At 49.2% G+C, this 17,348-nt stretch carries 17 protein-coding genes; 7 read left to right on the forward strand and 10 right to left on the reverse strand.

Going from position 1 to position 17,348, the window contains the following annotated elements:
- Positions 1 to 186: 186 nt before the first annotated feature.
- The gene (ansP, locus tag RHD99_RS12935; protein WP_309874297.1) at positions 187 to 1,668 is read left to right on the forward strand and encodes an L-asparagine permease; all 1,482 of its coding nucleotides are present in this window, start codon (positions 187 to 189) and stop codon (positions 1,666 to 1,668) included.
- A 225-nt stretch (positions 1,669 to 1,893) separates the two neighbouring features.
- A complete protein-coding gene (pqqU, locus tag RHD99_RS12940) occupies positions 1,894 to 4,014 on the forward strand; it encodes a TonB-dependent receptor PqqU (protein WP_309874299.1) in 2,121 nt (706 codons plus the stop codon).
- 65 nt (positions 4,015 to 4,079) lie between these two features.
- Here the strand turns inward: pqqU and tonB are convergent, their stop codons facing one another.
- A complete protein-coding gene (tonB, locus tag RHD99_RS12945; RefSeq protein ID WP_270145842.1) occupies positions 4,080 to 4,793 on the reverse strand; it encodes a TonB system transport protein TonB in 714 nt (237 codons plus the stop codon).
- Positions 4,794 to 5,017: 224 nt separating this feature from the next.
- Between tonB and RHD99_RS12950 the strand changes: the two genes are divergently transcribed.
- On the forward strand, positions 5,018 to 5,314 hold the full coding sequence (locus RHD99_RS12950) for a YciI family protein (RefSeq protein ID WP_183271642.1): 297 nt from the start codon (positions 5,018 to 5,020) through the stop codon (positions 5,312 to 5,314).
- Between the two features lie 230 nt (positions 5,315 to 5,544).
- Here the strand turns inward: RHD99_RS12950 and RHD99_RS12955 are convergent, their stop codons facing one another.
- Positions 5,545 to 5,772 carry a hypothetical protein gene (locus tag RHD99_RS12955; protein ID WP_183271643.1) on the reverse strand — a complete coding sequence of 76 codons (228 nt, stop codon included), beginning with the start codon at positions 5,770 to 5,772 and terminating at the stop codon, positions 5,545 to 5,547.
- Positions 5,773 to 5,986: 214 nt separating this feature from the next.
- Here RHD99_RS12955 and RHD99_RS12960 point away from each other — a divergent pair, with 214 nt between their 5' ends.
- A complete protein-coding gene (locus RHD99_RS12960; protein WP_309874301.1) occupies positions 5,987 to 6,520 on the forward strand; it encodes an anti-virulence regulator CigR family protein in 534 nt (177 codons plus the stop codon).
- Between the two features lie 197 nt (positions 6,521 to 6,717).
- Positions 6,718 to 6,873, forward strand: coding sequence for a hypothetical protein (locus RHD99_RS12965; protein ID WP_183271645.1), 156 nt, complete (start codon positions 6,718 to 6,720; stop codon positions 6,871 to 6,873).
- Between the two features lie 121 nt (positions 6,874 to 6,994).
- Here the strand turns inward: RHD99_RS12965 and RHD99_RS12970 are convergent, their stop codons facing one another.
- Positions 6,995 to 7,177 carry a YciY family protein gene (locus RHD99_RS12970; protein WP_183271646.1) on the reverse strand — a complete coding sequence of 61 codons (183 nt, stop codon included), beginning with the start codon at positions 7,175 to 7,177 and terminating at the stop codon, positions 6,995 to 6,997.
- A gap of 174 nt (positions 7,178 to 7,351) precedes the next feature.
- On the opposite strand from RHD99_RS12970, the gene cls reads away from it, so the two are divergent.
- Positions 7,352 to 8,812, forward strand: a complete 1,461-nt coding sequence (gene cls / locus RHD99_RS12975; RefSeq protein ID WP_183271647.1) for a cardiolipin synthase — start codon at positions 7,352 to 7,354, stop codon at positions 8,810 to 8,812.
- Positions 8,813 to 8,849: 37 nt separating this feature from the next.
- Positions 8,850 to 9,179, forward strand: a complete 330-nt coding sequence (locus RHD99_RS12980) for an HI1450 family dsDNA-mimic protein (protein ID WP_034455830.1) — start codon at positions 8,850 to 8,852, stop codon at positions 9,177 to 9,179.
- 46 nt (positions 9,180 to 9,225) lie between these two features.
- Here the strand turns inward: RHD99_RS12980 and RHD99_RS12985 are convergent, their stop codons facing one another.
- The 7 genes from RHD99_RS12985 to RHD99_RS13015 all read right to left on the reverse strand — a co-directional run bounded on the left by RHD99_RS12985 (position 9,226) and on the right by RHD99_RS13015 (position 17,242).
- Complete coding sequence (locus RHD99_RS12985) at positions 9,226 to 10,098, reverse strand: ion transporter (protein WP_309874308.1); 873 nt, start codon at positions 10,096 to 10,098, stop codon at positions 9,226 to 9,228.
- 15 nt (positions 10,099 to 10,113) lie between these two features.
- A complete protein-coding gene (gene oppF, locus RHD99_RS12990) occupies positions 10,114 to 11,118 on the reverse strand; it encodes a murein tripeptide/oligopeptide ABC transporter ATP binding protein OppF (RefSeq protein ID WP_183271649.1) in 1,005 nt (334 codons plus the stop codon).
- Positions 11,115 to 12,128 carry an ABC transporter ATP-binding protein gene (locus tag RHD99_RS12995; protein ID WP_183271650.1) on the reverse strand — a complete coding sequence of 338 codons (1,014 nt, stop codon included), beginning with the start codon at positions 12,126 to 12,128 and terminating at the stop codon, positions 11,115 to 11,117. Before RHD99_RS12995 ends, oppF begins: the two co-directional genes overlap by 4 nt.
- An 11-nt stretch (positions 12,129 to 12,139) precedes the next feature.
- Positions 12,140 to 13,048: an oligopeptide ABC transporter permease OppC gene (oppC, locus tag RHD99_RS13000; RefSeq protein ID WP_309874312.1), complete on the reverse strand. Its 909-nt coding sequence runs from the start codon at positions 13,046 to 13,048 to the stop codon at positions 12,140 to 12,142.
- A 14-nt stretch (positions 13,049 to 13,062) separates the two neighbouring features.
- Positions 13,063 to 13,983 (reverse strand): oligopeptide ABC transporter permease OppB, encoded by a 921-nt coding sequence (gene oppB, locus RHD99_RS13005; RefSeq protein WP_183271652.1) that lies wholly within the window; start codon positions 13,981 to 13,983, stop codon positions 13,063 to 13,065.
- 217 nt (positions 13,984 to 14,200) lie between these two features.
- Positions 14,201 to 15,835, reverse strand: a complete 1,635-nt coding sequence (gene oppA / locus RHD99_RS13010; protein WP_183271653.1) for an oligopeptide ABC transporter substrate-binding protein OppA — start codon at positions 15,833 to 15,835, stop codon at positions 14,201 to 14,203.
- Between the two features lie 759 nt (positions 15,836 to 16,594).
- Positions 16,595 to 17,242 (reverse strand): YchE family NAAT transporter, encoded by a 648-nt coding sequence (locus tag RHD99_RS13015; protein ID WP_183271654.1) that lies wholly within the window; start codon positions 17,240 to 17,242, stop codon positions 16,595 to 16,597.
- Positions 17,243 to 17,348 lie beyond the last annotated feature (106 nt).

A 17,348-nucleotide genomic window follows, 5' to 3' on the forward strand; every position in this document is an offset into this window, starting at 1 on the left:
CTCCTCAAGCGACGGTTTGCGCATTAGCAGCCGTCGGTCTTTATCTCCTTATCTGTTAACAAAAAGACATTAGCGTCCTATAGCATTTATGGATAGGATCTAGCGCCCTTTTTTTGCCATGACGCTGAAATTAAAAAAGCCGGGCACCAGGACGGGTATCTTTTTAACAAATAGACAGGGACCACAATGCAAACACTACATAAAACGGAAGTGGAAAAGCACGCGGCTAAACGGCGCTGGCTGAATTCTCACGATTCCGGGTATCACAAAGCGATGGGCAACCGTCAGGTTCAGATGATTGCCATCGGCGGAGCCATTGGCACCGGCCTCTTTTTAGGTGCAGGCGCGCGACTGCAAATGGCGGGCCCCGCATTAGCACTGGTGTATCTGGTGTGCGGGATCTTTTCATTCTTCATTTTACGTGCGCTAGGTGAATTGGTGCTGCACCGCCCGTCGAGCGGCAGCTTTGTCTCTTACGCCCGCGAGTTTCTGGGCGAAAAAGCCTCTTATGTTGCGGGTTGGATGTACTTCGTCAACTGGGCAATGACCGGCATTGTCGATATCACCGCCGTCGCGCTTTACATGCACTACTGGGGCGCATTCGGTGATGTGCCGCAATGGGTCTTTGCCCTTTGCGCGCTGGGGATTGTCGGCACCATGAACATGATCGGCGTGAAATGGTTCGCCGAAATGGAGTTCTGGTTCGCATTAATCAAAGTCCTCGCCATCGTGGTCTTTTTGGTTGTCGGTACGATTTTCCTCGGCAGCGGTAAAATGCTTGATGGCAACACGACGGGCTTCCACTTAATCACGGATAACGGCGGCCTCTTCCCACATGGTTTGCTCCCCGCACTGGTTCTTGTGCAAGGTGTTGTCTTTGCCTTCGCGTCTATCGAACTGGTGGGGACGGCTGCGGGTGAATGTAAAGACCCACAAACGATGGTGCCGAAAGCCATTAACAGCGTTATCTGGCGTATCGGTCTGTTTTACGTGGGTTCAGTGGTTTTACTGGTGCTGCTGTTGCCGTGGAATGCCTATCAAGCGGGACAAAGTCCGTTTGTGACATTTTTCTCAAAACTCGGCGTGCCATACATTGGCGACATCATGAACATGGTGGTACTGAGTGCTGCTCTTTCCAGCCTCAACTCTGGCCTCTATTCCACCGGACGCATTCTGCGTTCGATGTCGATGGGCGGTTCAGCACCTAAATTCATGTCGAAGATGAGCAAGCAACAAGTTCCTTACGCCGGGATTCTGGTTACGCTTGGCGTATACGTGTTTGGCGTGCTGCTGAATTACCTGGTGCCTTCGCAAGTGTTCGAAATCGTCCTCAATATTGCGTCGCTGGGTATTATCTCTTCCTGGGCATTTATCGTGATTTGCCAGCTGCGTTTACGCAAAGCCATTAAAGAAGGCAAAGCGGCAGATGTCCGCTTTAAATTACCCGGTGCGCCGTTCACATCATGGCTGACGCTGCTATTCCTGTTTAGCGTGTTGGTGCTGATGGGTTTTGATTACCCGAATGGAACGTACACCATTGCATCTATTCCGCTGATTGCTTTGGTACTGGTGCTGGGCTGGTTTGGTGTTCGTAAACGTGTACACGAAATTGCCAACGAGGTGCATCTCCACCATGAAGAAAGCACAACGTTAAGCGATAAGCGTTAAGTCATTTTGTTTGAAAAAGATAGCCACACGCTCAGCGGGGCTATCTTTTAACCCTTCACTGCCCAGCAACTGTTTCTCACCCCCTTCTTGCCATAAATCGCCGTAGCATTAACGTTATGTGCCGTTAACACTTTTCAAACATTCATCACAAGTATTAACATATGATCCTGAATGTTCCAGATGGTTCGTCTGGAGCGTAAATGCTCCCACCTGTGAAAATGTCTGATGAAAATTGTGCAACATGGAAAGATTTCCCTTCCACTGATACTTGTCCCGGCGCTGTCGTCTTTTGCCCTTCCTGCGCTTGCGACAGAAGACACGATGGTCGTCACCGCCACGCAAGGTACGATTTCCGAGCTGGATACGCCGGCAGCGGTGAGTGTCGTTAATGGCGACGATATGCGCCAGGCCGCTCCACGCATCAATCTCTCAGAAAGCCTGAGCAGCGTACCTGGCCTGCAAGTCCAGAATCGCCGGAACTATGCGCAAGATTTACAACTTTCGATTCGTGGATTTGGATCGCGCTCAACTTATGGCGTGCGCGGAATAAGGATGTATGTTGACGGTATTCCCGCCACGATGCCCGACGGGCAAGGCCAAACCTCGAATATCGATTTAAACAGCGTTGAAAGCGTTGAGATTTTACGCGGCCCTTTCTCTGCGTTGTACGGAAACGCCTCCGGCGGCGTGATGAATGTCACCACCACCACTGGTACACAGCCACCGACCTTTGAAGCCAGTAGTTATTACGGCAGTTTCGGAAGCTGGCGCAACAGTATAAAAGCCACAGGCGCGACGGGCGACGGCACCCAGGCCGGCGATGTCGATTACGCCGTTTCTGCTTCACGCTTTACCACGCACGGTTATCGTGACCATAGCAGCGCACAAAAAAATCTGGGTAACGCCAAACTTGGCGTGCGGCTTAACGAAGCCAGCAAACTCACGCTGATGCTCAATAGTGTCGATATTGATGCCAACGATCCGGGCGGTTTAACCGAACAGGAATGGCATGACAACCCGACTCAGGCACCCCGCGCTGAGCAATACAATACGCGCAAGACGACTAAACAGACCCAGGCTGGGCTGCGTTATGACCGGCAGCTTTCGGCTAACGATGATCTCAGTATCATGACCTATGCGGGCGTGCGAGAAACCACGCAATACCAATCCATACCCGTCGCTCCGCAGTTAAAGCCAACACATCCGGGTGGTGTTATCGAGCTTTCACGCCATTATCAAGGGATCGATTCACGCTGGACGCACCGTGGCAATCTGCTGTCCGTCCCGGTGACGTTTACCACTGGTGTTGATTACGAAACGCTGTCAGAAAAGCGCAAAGGTTATGAAAACTTTGTGGTGGAAAACGGCACCACGGTCTTGGGTGAGAAAGGCGATTTGCGCCGTGACGAACGCAATCTGATGTGGAACGTTGACCCTTACCTACAAACTGCATGGCAACTTACCGATAAGTTGAGTCTGGATGCAGGTGTACGCTTTAGCTCGGTTTACTTCGACTCCAATGATGAATACATCACCACGTTGAATGGCGATGACAGCGGCAATGCGAGCTATCACAAATGGCTGCCAGCCGCCGCGCTGAAATATGCAATTACTGACGCGTGGAATGTTTACACATCGGCGGGACGCGGCTTTGAAACACCGACCATCAACGAACTCTCGTATCGTGATAACGGCCAATCCGGTTTGAATTTTGGCTTAAAACCGGCCACCAGCGATACCGTGGAAATCGGCAGCAAAACCCGTTTCGGTAACAGCCTGTTGACGGCGGCGCTATTCCAGACCGACACCGACGACGAGATTGTTGCTGACCAAAGTAGCGGCGGGCGCACGACCTATAAAAATGCCGGAGAAACACGACGCCGGGGCATGGAGCTATCCGCCGATAGCCAGCTTGGCTATGACTGGCGTATCAAAATGGCGTGGACCTATCTGGATGCAACGTATCGCAGCAACGCGTGTGGTGATGACCATTGCGAGGGGAATCGTCTCCCGGGTATTGCGCGTAACATGGGCTACGCATCGCTTGAATATGCACCACCAGAGGGGTTCTATGCCGGTGCAGACGTTCGTTATATGAGCGATATTCAAGCCAATGATGAGAATACTGCCCAGGCCCCCGCTTATACAGTTGCCTCACTGAACAGCGGTTATAAGCTGCGTTTTCAGGAACGCTGGATGTTGGATGTGTGGGGGCGTGTCGATAACTTATTCGACAGGGAATATGTGGGTTCTGTCATCGTAAATGAAAGTAACGGTCGTTACTTCGAACCAGCTCCGGGACGCAATTACGGCGTGGGAGTGAATTTGAGTTACACCTTCCTGTAAGGATATTTTAAACACAAAAAACGGAACCCTGGGGGTTCCGTTTTTTATTCAGTAAAGGAGTTCGATTACTCCATCGTTGCGCCGCCGTTAAGCTTGAACACCACGTTGACAATTAAACCCTGGCCTGGCTTACCGCTTTCATAGCGCCATTTTTTCATCGCCATTTTCACTTCGCGCTCAAACATGTTGGCGGGCTGTGCGGAGAGGATACTCACGTTACTCACGCTACCATCCGGGCCAACATCAAACTTCACTCGCACTTTACCTTCAATGCGTAACGCATGTGCACGAGCCGGATACTGAGGTGAATTTCGGCTAAGCGCACGCGGCCCTGTCGCCACCGGAGCGGTCGACGCCACTGGCGCAGTCTTAGCAACCGGAGCCGGACGTGCTGGCGCCGTATTGGTTACCGGCGCTGTCGGGCGCGGTTCAACCGGCTGAACTTCACGCTTCGGCTGCTCAACCTTTTTCACCGGCTTTGGTTTTGGCTTCGGTTTCGGTTTTGGCTCTGGCTTTTGAATAACAACCGGTGCCTCTTTCGGCGGCTCGGGAATCGGTTCAGGTTCCACTACTGGCTCGGGTGGTGGCTGCACAACTTCAGGTTGTGGAGGTTCCAACTCAGCAGGTGCCACCATGGTGACACTGATAGGTTGTGCAGGCGCTGGCAACTCAATAACCTGATGTACCGAGGTGTAGAGCAACCCCGCGACAACAGCACCATGTAGCACAACCGAAAGTGCGGTCGGCCATGGAAAGCGGCGAGGTAAATCAAGGGTCATTGACGTCATAATGGCTTAGGTCTCTTAAACAGGCGTCAATTTTAAATGCAAATAGCAATCATATTCAACAACGCATCGAATAAAGTGACGCATTTTACTGGCGGCTGGGTGAAATTCCCTCATTCGTGACCACGATTTAACATCTTGTTTATCTTTCAATTGCAGTCTTAGCGCCATTCACTTACCGTATTTTACATACCTCATATCAATAAGGAGTGCTGCACGTGCTGTATGTCATTTATGCGGAAGATAATGCCGACTCTCTCGAAAAGCGGCTAGCTGTGCGCCCTGCCCATTTAGCTCGTCTACAATTACTGCGCGATGAAGGTCGTCTGTTAACCGCCGGGCCAATGCCTGCCGTTGATAGTAATGATCCTGGTGCGGCGGGTTTTACCGGTTCAACGGTGATTGCGGAGTTTACATCGCTGGAAGAGGCTCAAGCTTGGGCCGATGCTGATCCTTATAACGCCGCCGGTGTTTATAAGCATGTGGCGATCAAGCCATACAAAAAAGTTTTCTAATTGATTTTAAAATCCAATAAAATCAATACATTGAATTAAAAACTCTCAAAATATCAATTCATAAAGGGCACAAATAAATACACATTGTATTTTGAAGTGCCTTTTTTATGATTTCCTATACTTCCAGTATCAATCTGGAGGTGGTCGTATGCAGACGCGTCACTCAAATTCAATCTCGTGACGATATTGGGGAGACTGGCTCTCAGTCGCCCCAGGCCAGGAATTGAAGTTTAAAATACCTTTGATGAAAAATCGTTTTTTACTTCACTTTCGATATAGGTATTCAGACCCCACCCGGCGCGTGCCAGCTCTTTCATTTTTTCCAGATGTTCTGGCCCGGGGTGGAAGATATCGTAGAGATAGACGTGATTATTTTTAAAACGGACTTTTATCGAGTTGGCATCAATCTGGAAGCTGACGACCTGTGAATCACCGCTTTTGTTGGCGTAATTTTCCATACCGCATCCTGTTAGATAAGCCTGATATCTGGCGAAGTTATCTATTAACCACGTCCTGCGTTCTCATACAGGGTTATGGCTCACGATTTGCGTAACAGAACGCACAAAGATGAGATTTACGCAATTCATGTAAAAATAGGAAATCATGAGATTGTTAAGGTTATAGCCTTGCCATATCTTCAAATTGTGTATTTACACTAAAGGAATAAACATCATGTTTAAGCGTCGCACTCTCAAAACTGCACTTGCGGCGGTTATATCTCTCAGTGTCCTTGCTGCACCCGTTTTTGCAAACCCAGGAAACGGTAATGGAGGTGGCGGGCAAGGCAATGGCGGTGGAAATCACGGTAATAACGGTAATAGTGCTAACCATGGCAACAGTGGTAAAAACGCGGACCATGGCAATAAAGGTCAGGGTAACGAAAAGTCGAATGAGGATCATGGAAGCCGCAAGAACTACGGTAAACCAGACCATGTCGACTCTGATATCAACTTCTCTCGCGCTCGATCCCTTGCTGTGAATTATGGCCTTGTTGGATATCAGGCGCTTCCTCCGGGTATCGCTAAAAATTTAGCGCGTGGTAAACCATTGCCTCCAGGTATTGCTAAAAAAACTTTGCCTGCATCAATGATTAACGATTTACCATATTACCCTGGCTATGAATGGCGAGCCGTTGGTAATGATTTGGTGCTTATTGCTTTAAGCACGGCCATTGTGACTTCCATCATTAACGGCGTTTTCGATTAATACATCCTCGCCTCAGTGAGCCCTGCATCCGCAGGGCTTTTTGAAGCACGGGAAGTGCCTTTTTTATGTTTTCCATTTCTTCCAGTATCAATCTGGAGATGATGATTTTTGGACACTTCACCCATTTCCCATCACTCGATGACAGTGATAACCTCAGAGCAATTTTCGTAGTGTATTTGAAATGATCAGGAGTTTTGATGGATCTTTTTGATGAGTCTTATGAGCGGCATAAGCAGTCGGTGGGTAATCAGGAAGCTCGCTGGAACAGCTGGCTGGCCAGTCATCCCCTGGTGATTGTTGCAGTGGCTTTGGTAACAGTGCTCATTATTTTACTGGCAATGCACTTCTCATAAACTCCGTTTTGCCCCCTGCTCACATCTTCCCATTCAGTCGGTAAATCAGCTTATCAGCACGGCTATGACGGGTGGCTAAAACGTTTGGATGTTACTGGGCACCGCAAGCGGTGCCCTGATATTACGACGCCCATTGATCGTGAATGGCAAACAACAAGGAATTACGCGCGCGGTTTGCCTGGCACTTTCTGATGGCGTGAATTCGCATGTTGCGGCGTGACTGACCTTCCAGCCAACGCGATCTGCGCCGTTGCGTCTGACGAAGCATACGCCACCGTCCGACCTCAGTTCTACTACGCCTCATTTTTACGACTCTGGTTGCATGTAAGACGCGCCATTATAGAGCCTTCTGCCCTACAGACCAGTCGTTTTACGATTAGTCCTGCAACTCAAATTATTTTGGGTATAGTTTTAGTGTCAACCGGTGGCTGTTGTGCGTAAACTCAAAAGCATACGGTTTCTAAAGGATTTTTGAACGATGACAACCTTCTATACAGTCTTTAGTTGGCTGATAATTTTAGGTTACTGGCTTTTAATAGCCGGCGTGACGCTGCGAATTTTGATGAAGCGTCGTGCAGTTCCTTCAGCCATGGCATGGCTTCTTATCATTTATATTCTTCCGCTGGTCGGAATCATTGCCTATCTCTCGTTTGGCGAATTGCATCTGGGCAAACGCCGCGCAGAGCGTGCGCGCGCCATGTGGCCTTCGACGGCCAAGTGGTTAAACGACCTTAAAAGCTGCAAACATATTTTTGCCGAAGAAAACAGTGAGGTCGCAACGTCACTGTTTCAACTGTGTGAACGACGTCAGGGGATTGGCGGTGTAAAAGGCAACCAGCTCCAGTTGCTCACTACGTCTGATGAAACGATGCATGCGCTGATTCGTGATATTCAACTGGCCCGCCATAACATCGAGATGGTGTTTTATATCTGGCAACCCGGTGGTTTAGCCGATCAAGTCGCCGAATCGCTGATGGCTGCCGCGCGTCGTGGTATTCATTGCCGCTTGCTGTTGGACTCGGCGGGGAGTGTCGCATTCTTCCGCAGCCCCTGGGCAAACATGATGCGTAACGCGGGCGTGGAAGTGGTCGAAGCGCTGAAAGTTAATCTTATGCGTGTGTTCCTGCGCCGCATGGATTTACGCCAGCATCGTAAAATGGTGATGATCGATAATTACATCGCTTATACCGGCAGCATGAACCTGGTTGATCCGCGCTTCTTTAAACAAGATGCCGGCGTCGGGCAATGGGTCGATTTAATGGCGCGTATGGAAGGCCCGGTCGCCACCGCGATGGGGATTGTGTACTCCTGCGACTGGGAAATAGAAACCGGGAAACGTATTTTACCGCCAGCCCCAGATACAAATATTATGCCTTTTGAAGAGGCCACTGGGCACACGATTCATACCATTGCTTCAGGCCCTGGATTCCCTGAAGACCTGATTCATCAAGCGCTTCTGACATCGGTTTATGCGGCGCGTGAATATCTGATAATGACGACCCCTTACTTTGTGCCAAGTGACGACTTGCTCCATGCCATTTGCACCGCGGCGCAACGTGGCGTCGACGTGAGTATTATCGTTCCACGTAAGAATGACTCACTACTGGTGGGCTGGGCCAGCCGCGCCTTCTTTACTGAGTTGCTTGCCGCAGGGGTGAAGATTTATCAGTTCGAAGGCGGTTTGCTGCATACCAAGAGCGTGCTGGTTGATGGGCAATTGAGTTTAGTCGGTACTGTGAATCTGGACATGCGCAGCTTGTGGCTGAATTTCGAGATAACTTTGGTTATTGATGACTCCGGTTTTGCCAGCGATCTTGCTGCGGTTCAGGACGACTATATATCCCGCTCTCGCTTACTGGACCCGCGTTTGTGGGTTAAGCGCCCAATGTGGCAGCGTGTAGTAGAGCGACTGTTTTACTTCTTTAGCCCGTTGCTGTAAAACGTGGCGCTATCGCACTCGATAAGTGGAAATAAACATGGAAATGGATCTGAACAATCGCCTGACAGAAGATGAAACTCTCGAGCAGGCTTACGATATTTTTCTCGAGCTGGCGGTCGATAACCTCGATCCGGCAGATGTGATTTTGTTTAATCTGCAATTTGAAGAGCGTGGCGGTGCTGAGCTTTTTGACCCAGCCGAAGACTGGCAGGAACATGTGGATTTCGACCTGAATCCAGATTTCTTTGCTGAAGTGGTTATTGGCCTTGCGGATACCGACGGCGGGGAAATCAATGACATCTTCGCACGTGTACTGTTGTGCCGTGAGAAAGACCATAAACTTTGCCATATTCTCTGGCGCGAATAAGTTCGCAGAAATTACGCATCAGGGCAGCGTAAGGCTGCCCTTATACCTATAACTTCGGCAACACGCTCCCGCAGGATTTGCAGAAACGAGCTTCGCTGTCGTGATCGCCCTTATGGCAGCGAGAGCACAAACGGGCATTCCGCTGTTTCTGAAACTCATTCGTCATATGCGCTGTAATAATCCCCGTTGGGATAGCGATGACCGAGTAACCAATCAAGATAAGAATTGAGGCAACCATTCGGCCCGCTCCGGTATGCGGAGTAATATCGCCATACCCCACTGTCGTCACCGTGACGACAGCCCAGTACACCGACGTCCCCAAATTGCTAAAGCCGTTTGGCGGTCCTTCGATGCCATACATCAAGCCGCCAGCAACGACCATCACAATAAGAATAAAGGAGTAGAAAAGAATCAACTGGTGCCGGGCATTAAGAATCGCCTGCCATAACGTATGCAGTGTCGGCATGTAGCGCAGCAGTTTGAGAATTCGCAGCACGCGTATCGCACGCATTGCACGCCACGCAAAGACATAATTGACGCCTATTTCAGGCCACAGCCACAACACGTATAGCGGCAAAATTGTCGCCAGATCGATGAACCCCCAAAAACTAAAGACATATTTCCTGGGTTCAGGCCAGCAAAGCACTCGCAGAATATATTCCAGCGTGAACGACAGCGTGAAACCAATTTCCAGTGCGACAAATACTTGCCATTGATCATAGTTCAGATGATATTGCGTCCCGAGTCCGGACTCGACAAAAACAGCAATCACACTGAGTAACGCGAATAACCCGCATAACGCTTCAAAGCGTCGGCCTGAGCGTGTTTTTTGATCAAAGAGAAGGTGGTACATCCGCTTACGGGTGGAACGAATAAGCACGGGCAAAGTAACCTCACAAACTAAAAGGGCTGGCATCATGCCAGCCCTGCGAGATTATAGCGGGTCTACCTTCAGACAGGAAACCGCATGCTTGAAGCTACCCTCCAGCACCGGGCGAGTTATCGCACATTCCGGCCCAGCAATTGGGCAGCGGGTGCGGAAAACACAGCCTGATGGCGGATTTATTGGCGACGGCAACTCCCCTTCGAGAAGTTGTATCGTTTTGTTTCTTTCCAAATCGGGATCGGGAATGGGCACCGCAGACATCAATGCCTTGGTATAAGGGTGCAACGGATTATGGTACACCTCGTCATAGGTGCCCAACTCCACCGCATGTCCCAGATACATCACCAGCACGCGGTCTGAAATGTGTTTTACCACAGCCAGATCGTGGGCGATGAAGATAAGCGACAACCCCATTTCACGTTGCAATTTTTGCAGCAGGTTGACCACCTGCGCCTGAATCGACACGTCGAGCGCTGAAACCGGCTCGTCACAGATAATCAGTTTTGGCTCAAGGATCAGTGCGCGAGCAATCCCGATACGCTGGCATTGGCCCCCTGAAAACTCGTGTGGGTAACGGTTAATCAGGTTTGGCAACAAGCCCACTTTCATCATCATCGCTTTTACGCGGTCACGAACTTCCTGACGCGGCATTTTAGGATGATAGGTACGCAACGGTTCAGCAATAATATCGCCGATGTTCATACGCGGGTTTAATGAGGCCAGTGGGTCCTGGAAAATCATCTGGATATCGCTACGCACATTGCGCCACTCGTCCTGATTCATCCCCAGCAAATCTTTACCCAACCACGCCACACGGCCTTCAGTTGCTTTGACCAGGCCGATAATGGCACGGGCAAACGTCGATTTGCCGCAACCTGATTCCCCTACCACACCCAGCGTTTCGCCTTCGTATAAACGCAGCGTCACACCATCTACGGCTTTCAACGTTTTGGAGGGTTGCCAGAACCACTGTTTGCCGTCTTTGATGTCAAAGTGCACTTTGAGGTCGGCAATTTCCAGCAGGACTTTTTTCTCTTGTGTCACGGCGTTCATACCAACTCCTCCACTGGCTTAAAGCAAGCGCGCAAACGGCCTTCACCGAAGGGTTCCAGAGGCGGCATGCTATTACAGATTTCCATCGCGTGCGGACAACGCGGCTGGAACGGGCAGCCTTTTGGCAGACGCAGCAGGTTCGGCGGATTGCCAGGAATGGTCAGCAAAGATTCGCCTTCAGCATCAAGTCGAGGGACCGCATTGAGCAGACCGATGGAATAAGGATGAACCGGGTTGTAGAACACGTCACGAGCCTGACCATATTCCATGGTACGACCCGCATACATCACCAGCACTTTGTCGCAGATCCCAGCAACCACGCCGAGATCGTGGGTGATCATGATAATTGCTGTATTGAACTCACGTTTGAGCTCGTTAAGCAGTGTCATGATTTGCGCCTGAACCGTTACATCCAGCGCCGTAGTAGGTTCATCTGCGATCAGCAGTTTTGGACGGCATAACAGCGCCATCGCGATCATGACACGCTGACGCATACCACCGGAAAACTCATGCGGGAACATCCGCATTCGCTTACGAGCTTCAGGCATTTTCACGGCATCAAGCATACGAACGGATTCTTCAAACGCTTCTGCTTTGCCCAATTTCTTGTGCAGCATCAGCACTTCCATCAACTGCTCGCCGACACGCATATACGGGTTAAGCGAGGTCATTGGGTCCTGAAAAATCATCGAAATCTGCTCCGCGCGCAGGCGGTTAAGCTGGTTTTCTGGCAGATTCAGGATCTCTTTACCGTTAAATTTAGCAGACCCGCCGATACGGCCATTCGCTGCCAGCAGTCCCATCAAAGCAAAAGCTGTTTGCGATTTACCGGAACCAGATTCCCCAACGATGCCCAATGTTTCACCGGCACGCAGGCTGAAGTTCAGATCGTTTACCGCAGTAACATCACCGTCTGGGGTACCAAAGGTGACGCGCAGATCTTTTACGTCTAACAACGTAGAAGTCTGGCTCAGTGGAGTAACCACCGCAGGATTTTCAATTGTGCTCATCGCGGCACTCCTTAACGATCTTTCGGGTCGAGGGCATCACGCAGGCCATCGCCGATAAAGTTGAAACAGAACAAGGTGATGACGAGGAAGCCTGCCGGGAACATCAGCAGCCACGGTGAAACTTCCATCGAGTTCGCACCATCACTCAGCAATGCGCCCCAGCTACTTAACGGCTCTTGCGTACCCAAACCCAGGAAGCTCAGGAAGGATTCGAACAAGATCATGCTCGGCACCAGTAGTGAAGCGTAAACCACGACGACACCCAGCACGTTTGGCACAATGTGACGAACCACGATATTGGCGGTAGAAACCCCACCGACCTGAGCCGCTTCGATAAACTCTTTACGTTTCAGGCTCAGGGTTTGTCCACGAACGATACGCGCCATGTCCAGCCAGGAAACCATCCCGATTGCCACAAAGATAAGCAGGATGTTTTGCCCAAAGAAGGTCACCAGTAAAATAACGAAGAACATGAACGGGAAGGAGTTGAGGATCTCCAGCAGACGCATCATGACTGAGTCAGTTTTACCGCCCAGATAACCCGCGAGCGAGCCGTATAATGTCCCTACAACCACAGCAACCAGCGCCGCAGCCACACCGACCATTAGAGAAATACGTCCGCCGATTGCCACCCGAACTAACAGGTCACGACCAGAGGAGTCGGTGCCAAAGTAGTGCCCTGACTCCATGTCAGGTGCTGCCGACATCATTCCCCAGTCGGTATCAAAATAGCTAAACTGCGACAACATCGGCGCAAAAGTCACGAATAGCGCGATGAGTGCCAGAACAATCAGACTGGCCACCGCAGCACGGTTATGCATAAAACGGCGACGCGCATCTTGCCAAAGGCTACGGCCTTCTACTTCAAGTTTTTCACTGAAGTTTTCCAGCGCCTCGCTGTTTTTCTTACTCAACATCATGGCGAACTCCAGTGTCAGTAACGGATTTTCGGATCGATAACGGCATACAGCACGTCAACAATCGCGTTAAAGAGAATAGTCAACGCGCCTACCAGAATGGTGAGGCTCAGAACCAGAGAATAGTCACGGTTCAACGCTCCGTTTACGAACAACTGGCCAATACCTGGTAATCCGTAAATGGTTTCAATAACCATTGAGCCTGTGATGATACCGACAAAAGCCGGGCCTAAATAAGACAGCACAGGTAACAGAGCAGGTTTCAAAGCGTGGCGCAAAATAATGCGACGCATTGGCAACCCTTTGGCGCGAGCAGTACGGATGAAGTTTGAGTGCAGCACTTCAATCATTGAACCACGAGTAATACGCGCAATACTCGCAATATAAGCTAATGAAAGTGCAACCATTGGCAGGATCATGTATTGAGGCGCCCCACCATTCCAGCCCCCGCCAGGCAACCATTTAAGCGTGATAGCAAATATCAGAACCAGTAACGGGGCAACCACGAAACTGGGGATAACGACCCCGGTCATGGCGATCCCCATGACGGCGTAATCCCATTTGGTATTTTGATTCAGTGCGGCGATAACTCCGGCTAACACCCCTAAAACCACGGCAAAAATAAATGCGGCTGCACCTAATTTCGCAGAGACAGGGAAGCTTGAAGCAACCAGATCGTTAACTGAATAATCTTTATATTTGAATGACGGGCCAAAATCACCGTGAGCCAGTTGCTTCAGATAACTGAAGTACTGTGTCGTGATCGGATCGTTTAAATGGTATTTAGCTTCAATGTTCGCCATAACTTCTGGCGGAAGTGCGCGTTCGCTGGTAAATGGACTACCCGGCGCAAGACGCATCATGAAGAATGAAATTGTTATAAGAATAAAGAGTGTCGGAATTGCTTCCAGACAACGACGTAGAATAAATTTCAACATTGCCCGTACCTTCTGGCGTGTGCCTTTAAGTAGTAATGAAATAAGACACGATGGGGCAAGCCCTCCCCTTTTTTCCTAAATAATTCACGTTGCAGAAAGGCAACAAGCTCATGAATCCCCAGGAACATAGCCAAACTATGTGACTGGGGTGAATGAGCGCAGATAACGCATCTGCGGCGTGAAGTATGACGGAAAAAACTTGCCCCACTAATTGCCATTAATGTTTGATGATATACATATCTTTAGTATAGATATTGTCCATCGGGTCTTTGCCGGTATAACCGCCAACCCATGGTTTCACCAGACGAGCATTCACGTAGTAATAAACCGGAACGATAGCAGAGTCTTTGCCCAGCTGTTGTTCGGCTTTATCGTACGCAGCACTGCGCTGTGCTTCATCGGTCGCTTTCAGCGATTCGGCCATGATGGCGTCAAATGCCGGGCTCTTATAATGCGCGGTGTTCATTGAACTGCCAGACAGCATAGTGTTCAGGAAGGATGTTGGTTCGTTATAGTCAGCACACCAGCCAGCACGCGCCACATCGTAGTTACCCTGGTGACGAGTATCGAGGAAGGTTTTCCATTCCTGGTTGACCAACTTCACGTTCACACCGAGGTTTTTCTGCCAGATAGAAGCAGCAGCGATAGCCAGTTTTTTATGCAGGTCAGATGTGTTGTACAGCAGGTCAAAGGTCAGCGGTTTATCTTTGCTATAACCCGCTTCAGCCAGCAATTTCTTAGCTTCTTCGTTACGTTTTTCCTGAGTCCACGAGAACCACTCAGGTTTAGTCAGCTTAGCGCCGTCAGCATAAGGAGGCGTGTAGCCATAAGCCGGCAGATCGCCCTGCGCTTTGACTTTGTTTACGATAATGTCGCGATCCAGACCCAGTTTCAGAGCGGTACGAACACGCGCATCGTTAAACGGAGCTTTCTGGTTGTTGATTTCGTAGTAATAAGTACACAGATACGGGTCAACGTGAACTTCAGCTGGAATTTCTTTTTTCAGCTTCTGGAACAGTTCGATCGGCAGGTTGTTATAAGTCATGTCGATTTCGCCGCTACGGTAGCGGTTTACGTCGGTAACTTCAGAAGAGATTGGCAGATAGGTAATCTGATCAATGACGGTTTTCGCGTTATCCCAATAGTTGGTATTACGCTCCATCACGATACGTTCGTTAACAACCCAGTCTTTCAGTTTATATGCGCCGTTAGAAACGAGGTTCGCAGGCTGGGTCCACTTCTCACCAAACTTCTCAATGGCGGTTTTATTCACCGGGGACATCGCCGGGTTAACCAGAAGTTTGTAGAAGTAAGGAACTGGCTCGCTCAACGTCACTTCCAGTGTATGGTCGTCAATAGCTTTTACGCCCAGCTCACTTGGTTTCTTTTTGCCATCGATGATTTCATCAACGTTTACGATATGGCCATATTGCGGATAGCTTGCATACGGGGAAGCGGTATTTGGATCAACCAGACGCTGCCAGCTATAAACGAAATCTTGTGCCGTTACTGGGTCGCCGTTAGACCATTTAGCATCTTTACGCAGATGGAAGGTCCACACTTTAAAATCTTTGTTATCCCAGGACTCTGCAACACCTGGAATTGGGTGGCCATCTTTTGGAGAGGTAATCAGCAGACCTTCGAACAGGTCACGGCTTACGTTTGATTCAGGAACACCTTCAATTTTATTTGGATCCAGAGACTGTGGCTCAGCACCGTTATTTCGAATCAACGTTTGCTTTTCTGACAGTTGGACACCTGCAGGAACTTCGGCCGCCGTGGCCACATTGCCTACAATTAGCGCGGTTAAAATGCTTGCTGCAACCAGACTTTTTTTTGTGATGATGGACATTGTGTTGATACTCCACTCATTATAATTACCGACCCGAAAGCCAGCCTCTTCCCCTTTGGGGTTCCTTAACAGCGCAAGAGCGTTATGCGACTGCCAGGATTTATTTTGTGTTACCTGCTATCACCGACTTTATTTGGGGGATGCTCTTTATGGCACCCTGCTCCGTCGATTCTTAATCAACCCACCCTGTTCTCAGGTTGATTTTGATGAGTCATCTGTAAATGAAACATTTTTCAGATAATTGTGTTGTCTGGAAAGTATCAAAAGCACCTAACTCCCGCCAATACAATTTGCAAATTTGTTAACCATTTCTCTTTTATCTATCCAGGATGCGGTCTGGAACGATCCTGCGCCAGCTCATTTATTCGAGATAACTCTCTAAAAATAAAAGAAATAGCAGTATTAAGATGGTTGGTTATCTTGCGGTGTGATGAAGGGGCCTCGTTGTTCACGAAAAATTAACAATTGGTTATTTTTTAGCACATTCATCTGCAAGACAGCGTGAATAACTAATATCATCTCAATAAAGCCACAGCAAGTATCATTGTGTAGTGTTAGTTAATTAACGATTTGATTGGGAGTTTTGTGTACAGCAGACAAAAGCGCATATCGCTAATATGCGGTTTCCAAAGCTTTTTCTTATGAATGATTTTCTGATGAAAAGGACAGAAGTACTAATGCTTCAAACAAGTTGGTGGGTATTTAACAAAAAAAAGCAGAATAGTTATTCTGCTTTTTCAATTGCCAGTTACAGCAGAACTAACTTAATAACCCGGGGAAGATAGTTTTCAGACCGGTTACAATAAATTCAATACCCAGAGCCATCAGAAGTAGCCCCATAATACGGGTTATAACGTTAATGCCAGTTTGCCCCAGCAGACGCACTAAGAAAGGCGCAAGGCGGAAAACCAACCAGCAGCAAAAAGCAAAGAGTGCGATGGCAATCGTAAAACCGATTAAATAATTCCAGCTATGGTAACGCGTGCCCCAGACGATAGTCGAACTGATTGCACCTGGACCGGCCATTAATGGAAGTGCTAACGGGACTACGCCAACGCTTTCGCGGATAGCGCTCTCTGATTTTTCTTGTTTGTTCTGTTTATCTTCCCCGAGTTTACCGCTGATCATCGACATCGCGATGGTCACCACCAGGATGCCGCCAGCAATACGGAAGGAATCTATTGATATGCCGAATAGTTGCAGGATGCCGTCGCCAAGAAACAACGAAGTCCACAAAATTATCGCGACAGAAAGGTTGGCAGTTAGATTGGTTTTATTCCTCGCTATCGCCGTTTGATAGCTGGTCATGCTGATAAAAACGGGAATGATCCCTACTGGGTTTACCAGAGCGAACAATCCAATAAAGAACTTAAAATAGGTTGGCAAATCAAATAAGGATTGAGCCACTAAAAACTCCGCAAATGAACGTAGCAAAGGCCGCGGTAATGTAATGGAAAACCACTGCAGGCGCTACGCCCTTTCGCAGCATAGATAACTACTTTTATACGCAATT

The organism is Buttiauxella selenatireducens (assembly GCF_031432975.1).
Classification (GTDB): Bacteria; Pseudomonadota; Gammaproteobacteria; order Enterobacterales; family Enterobacteriaceae; genus Buttiauxella; species Buttiauxella selenatireducens.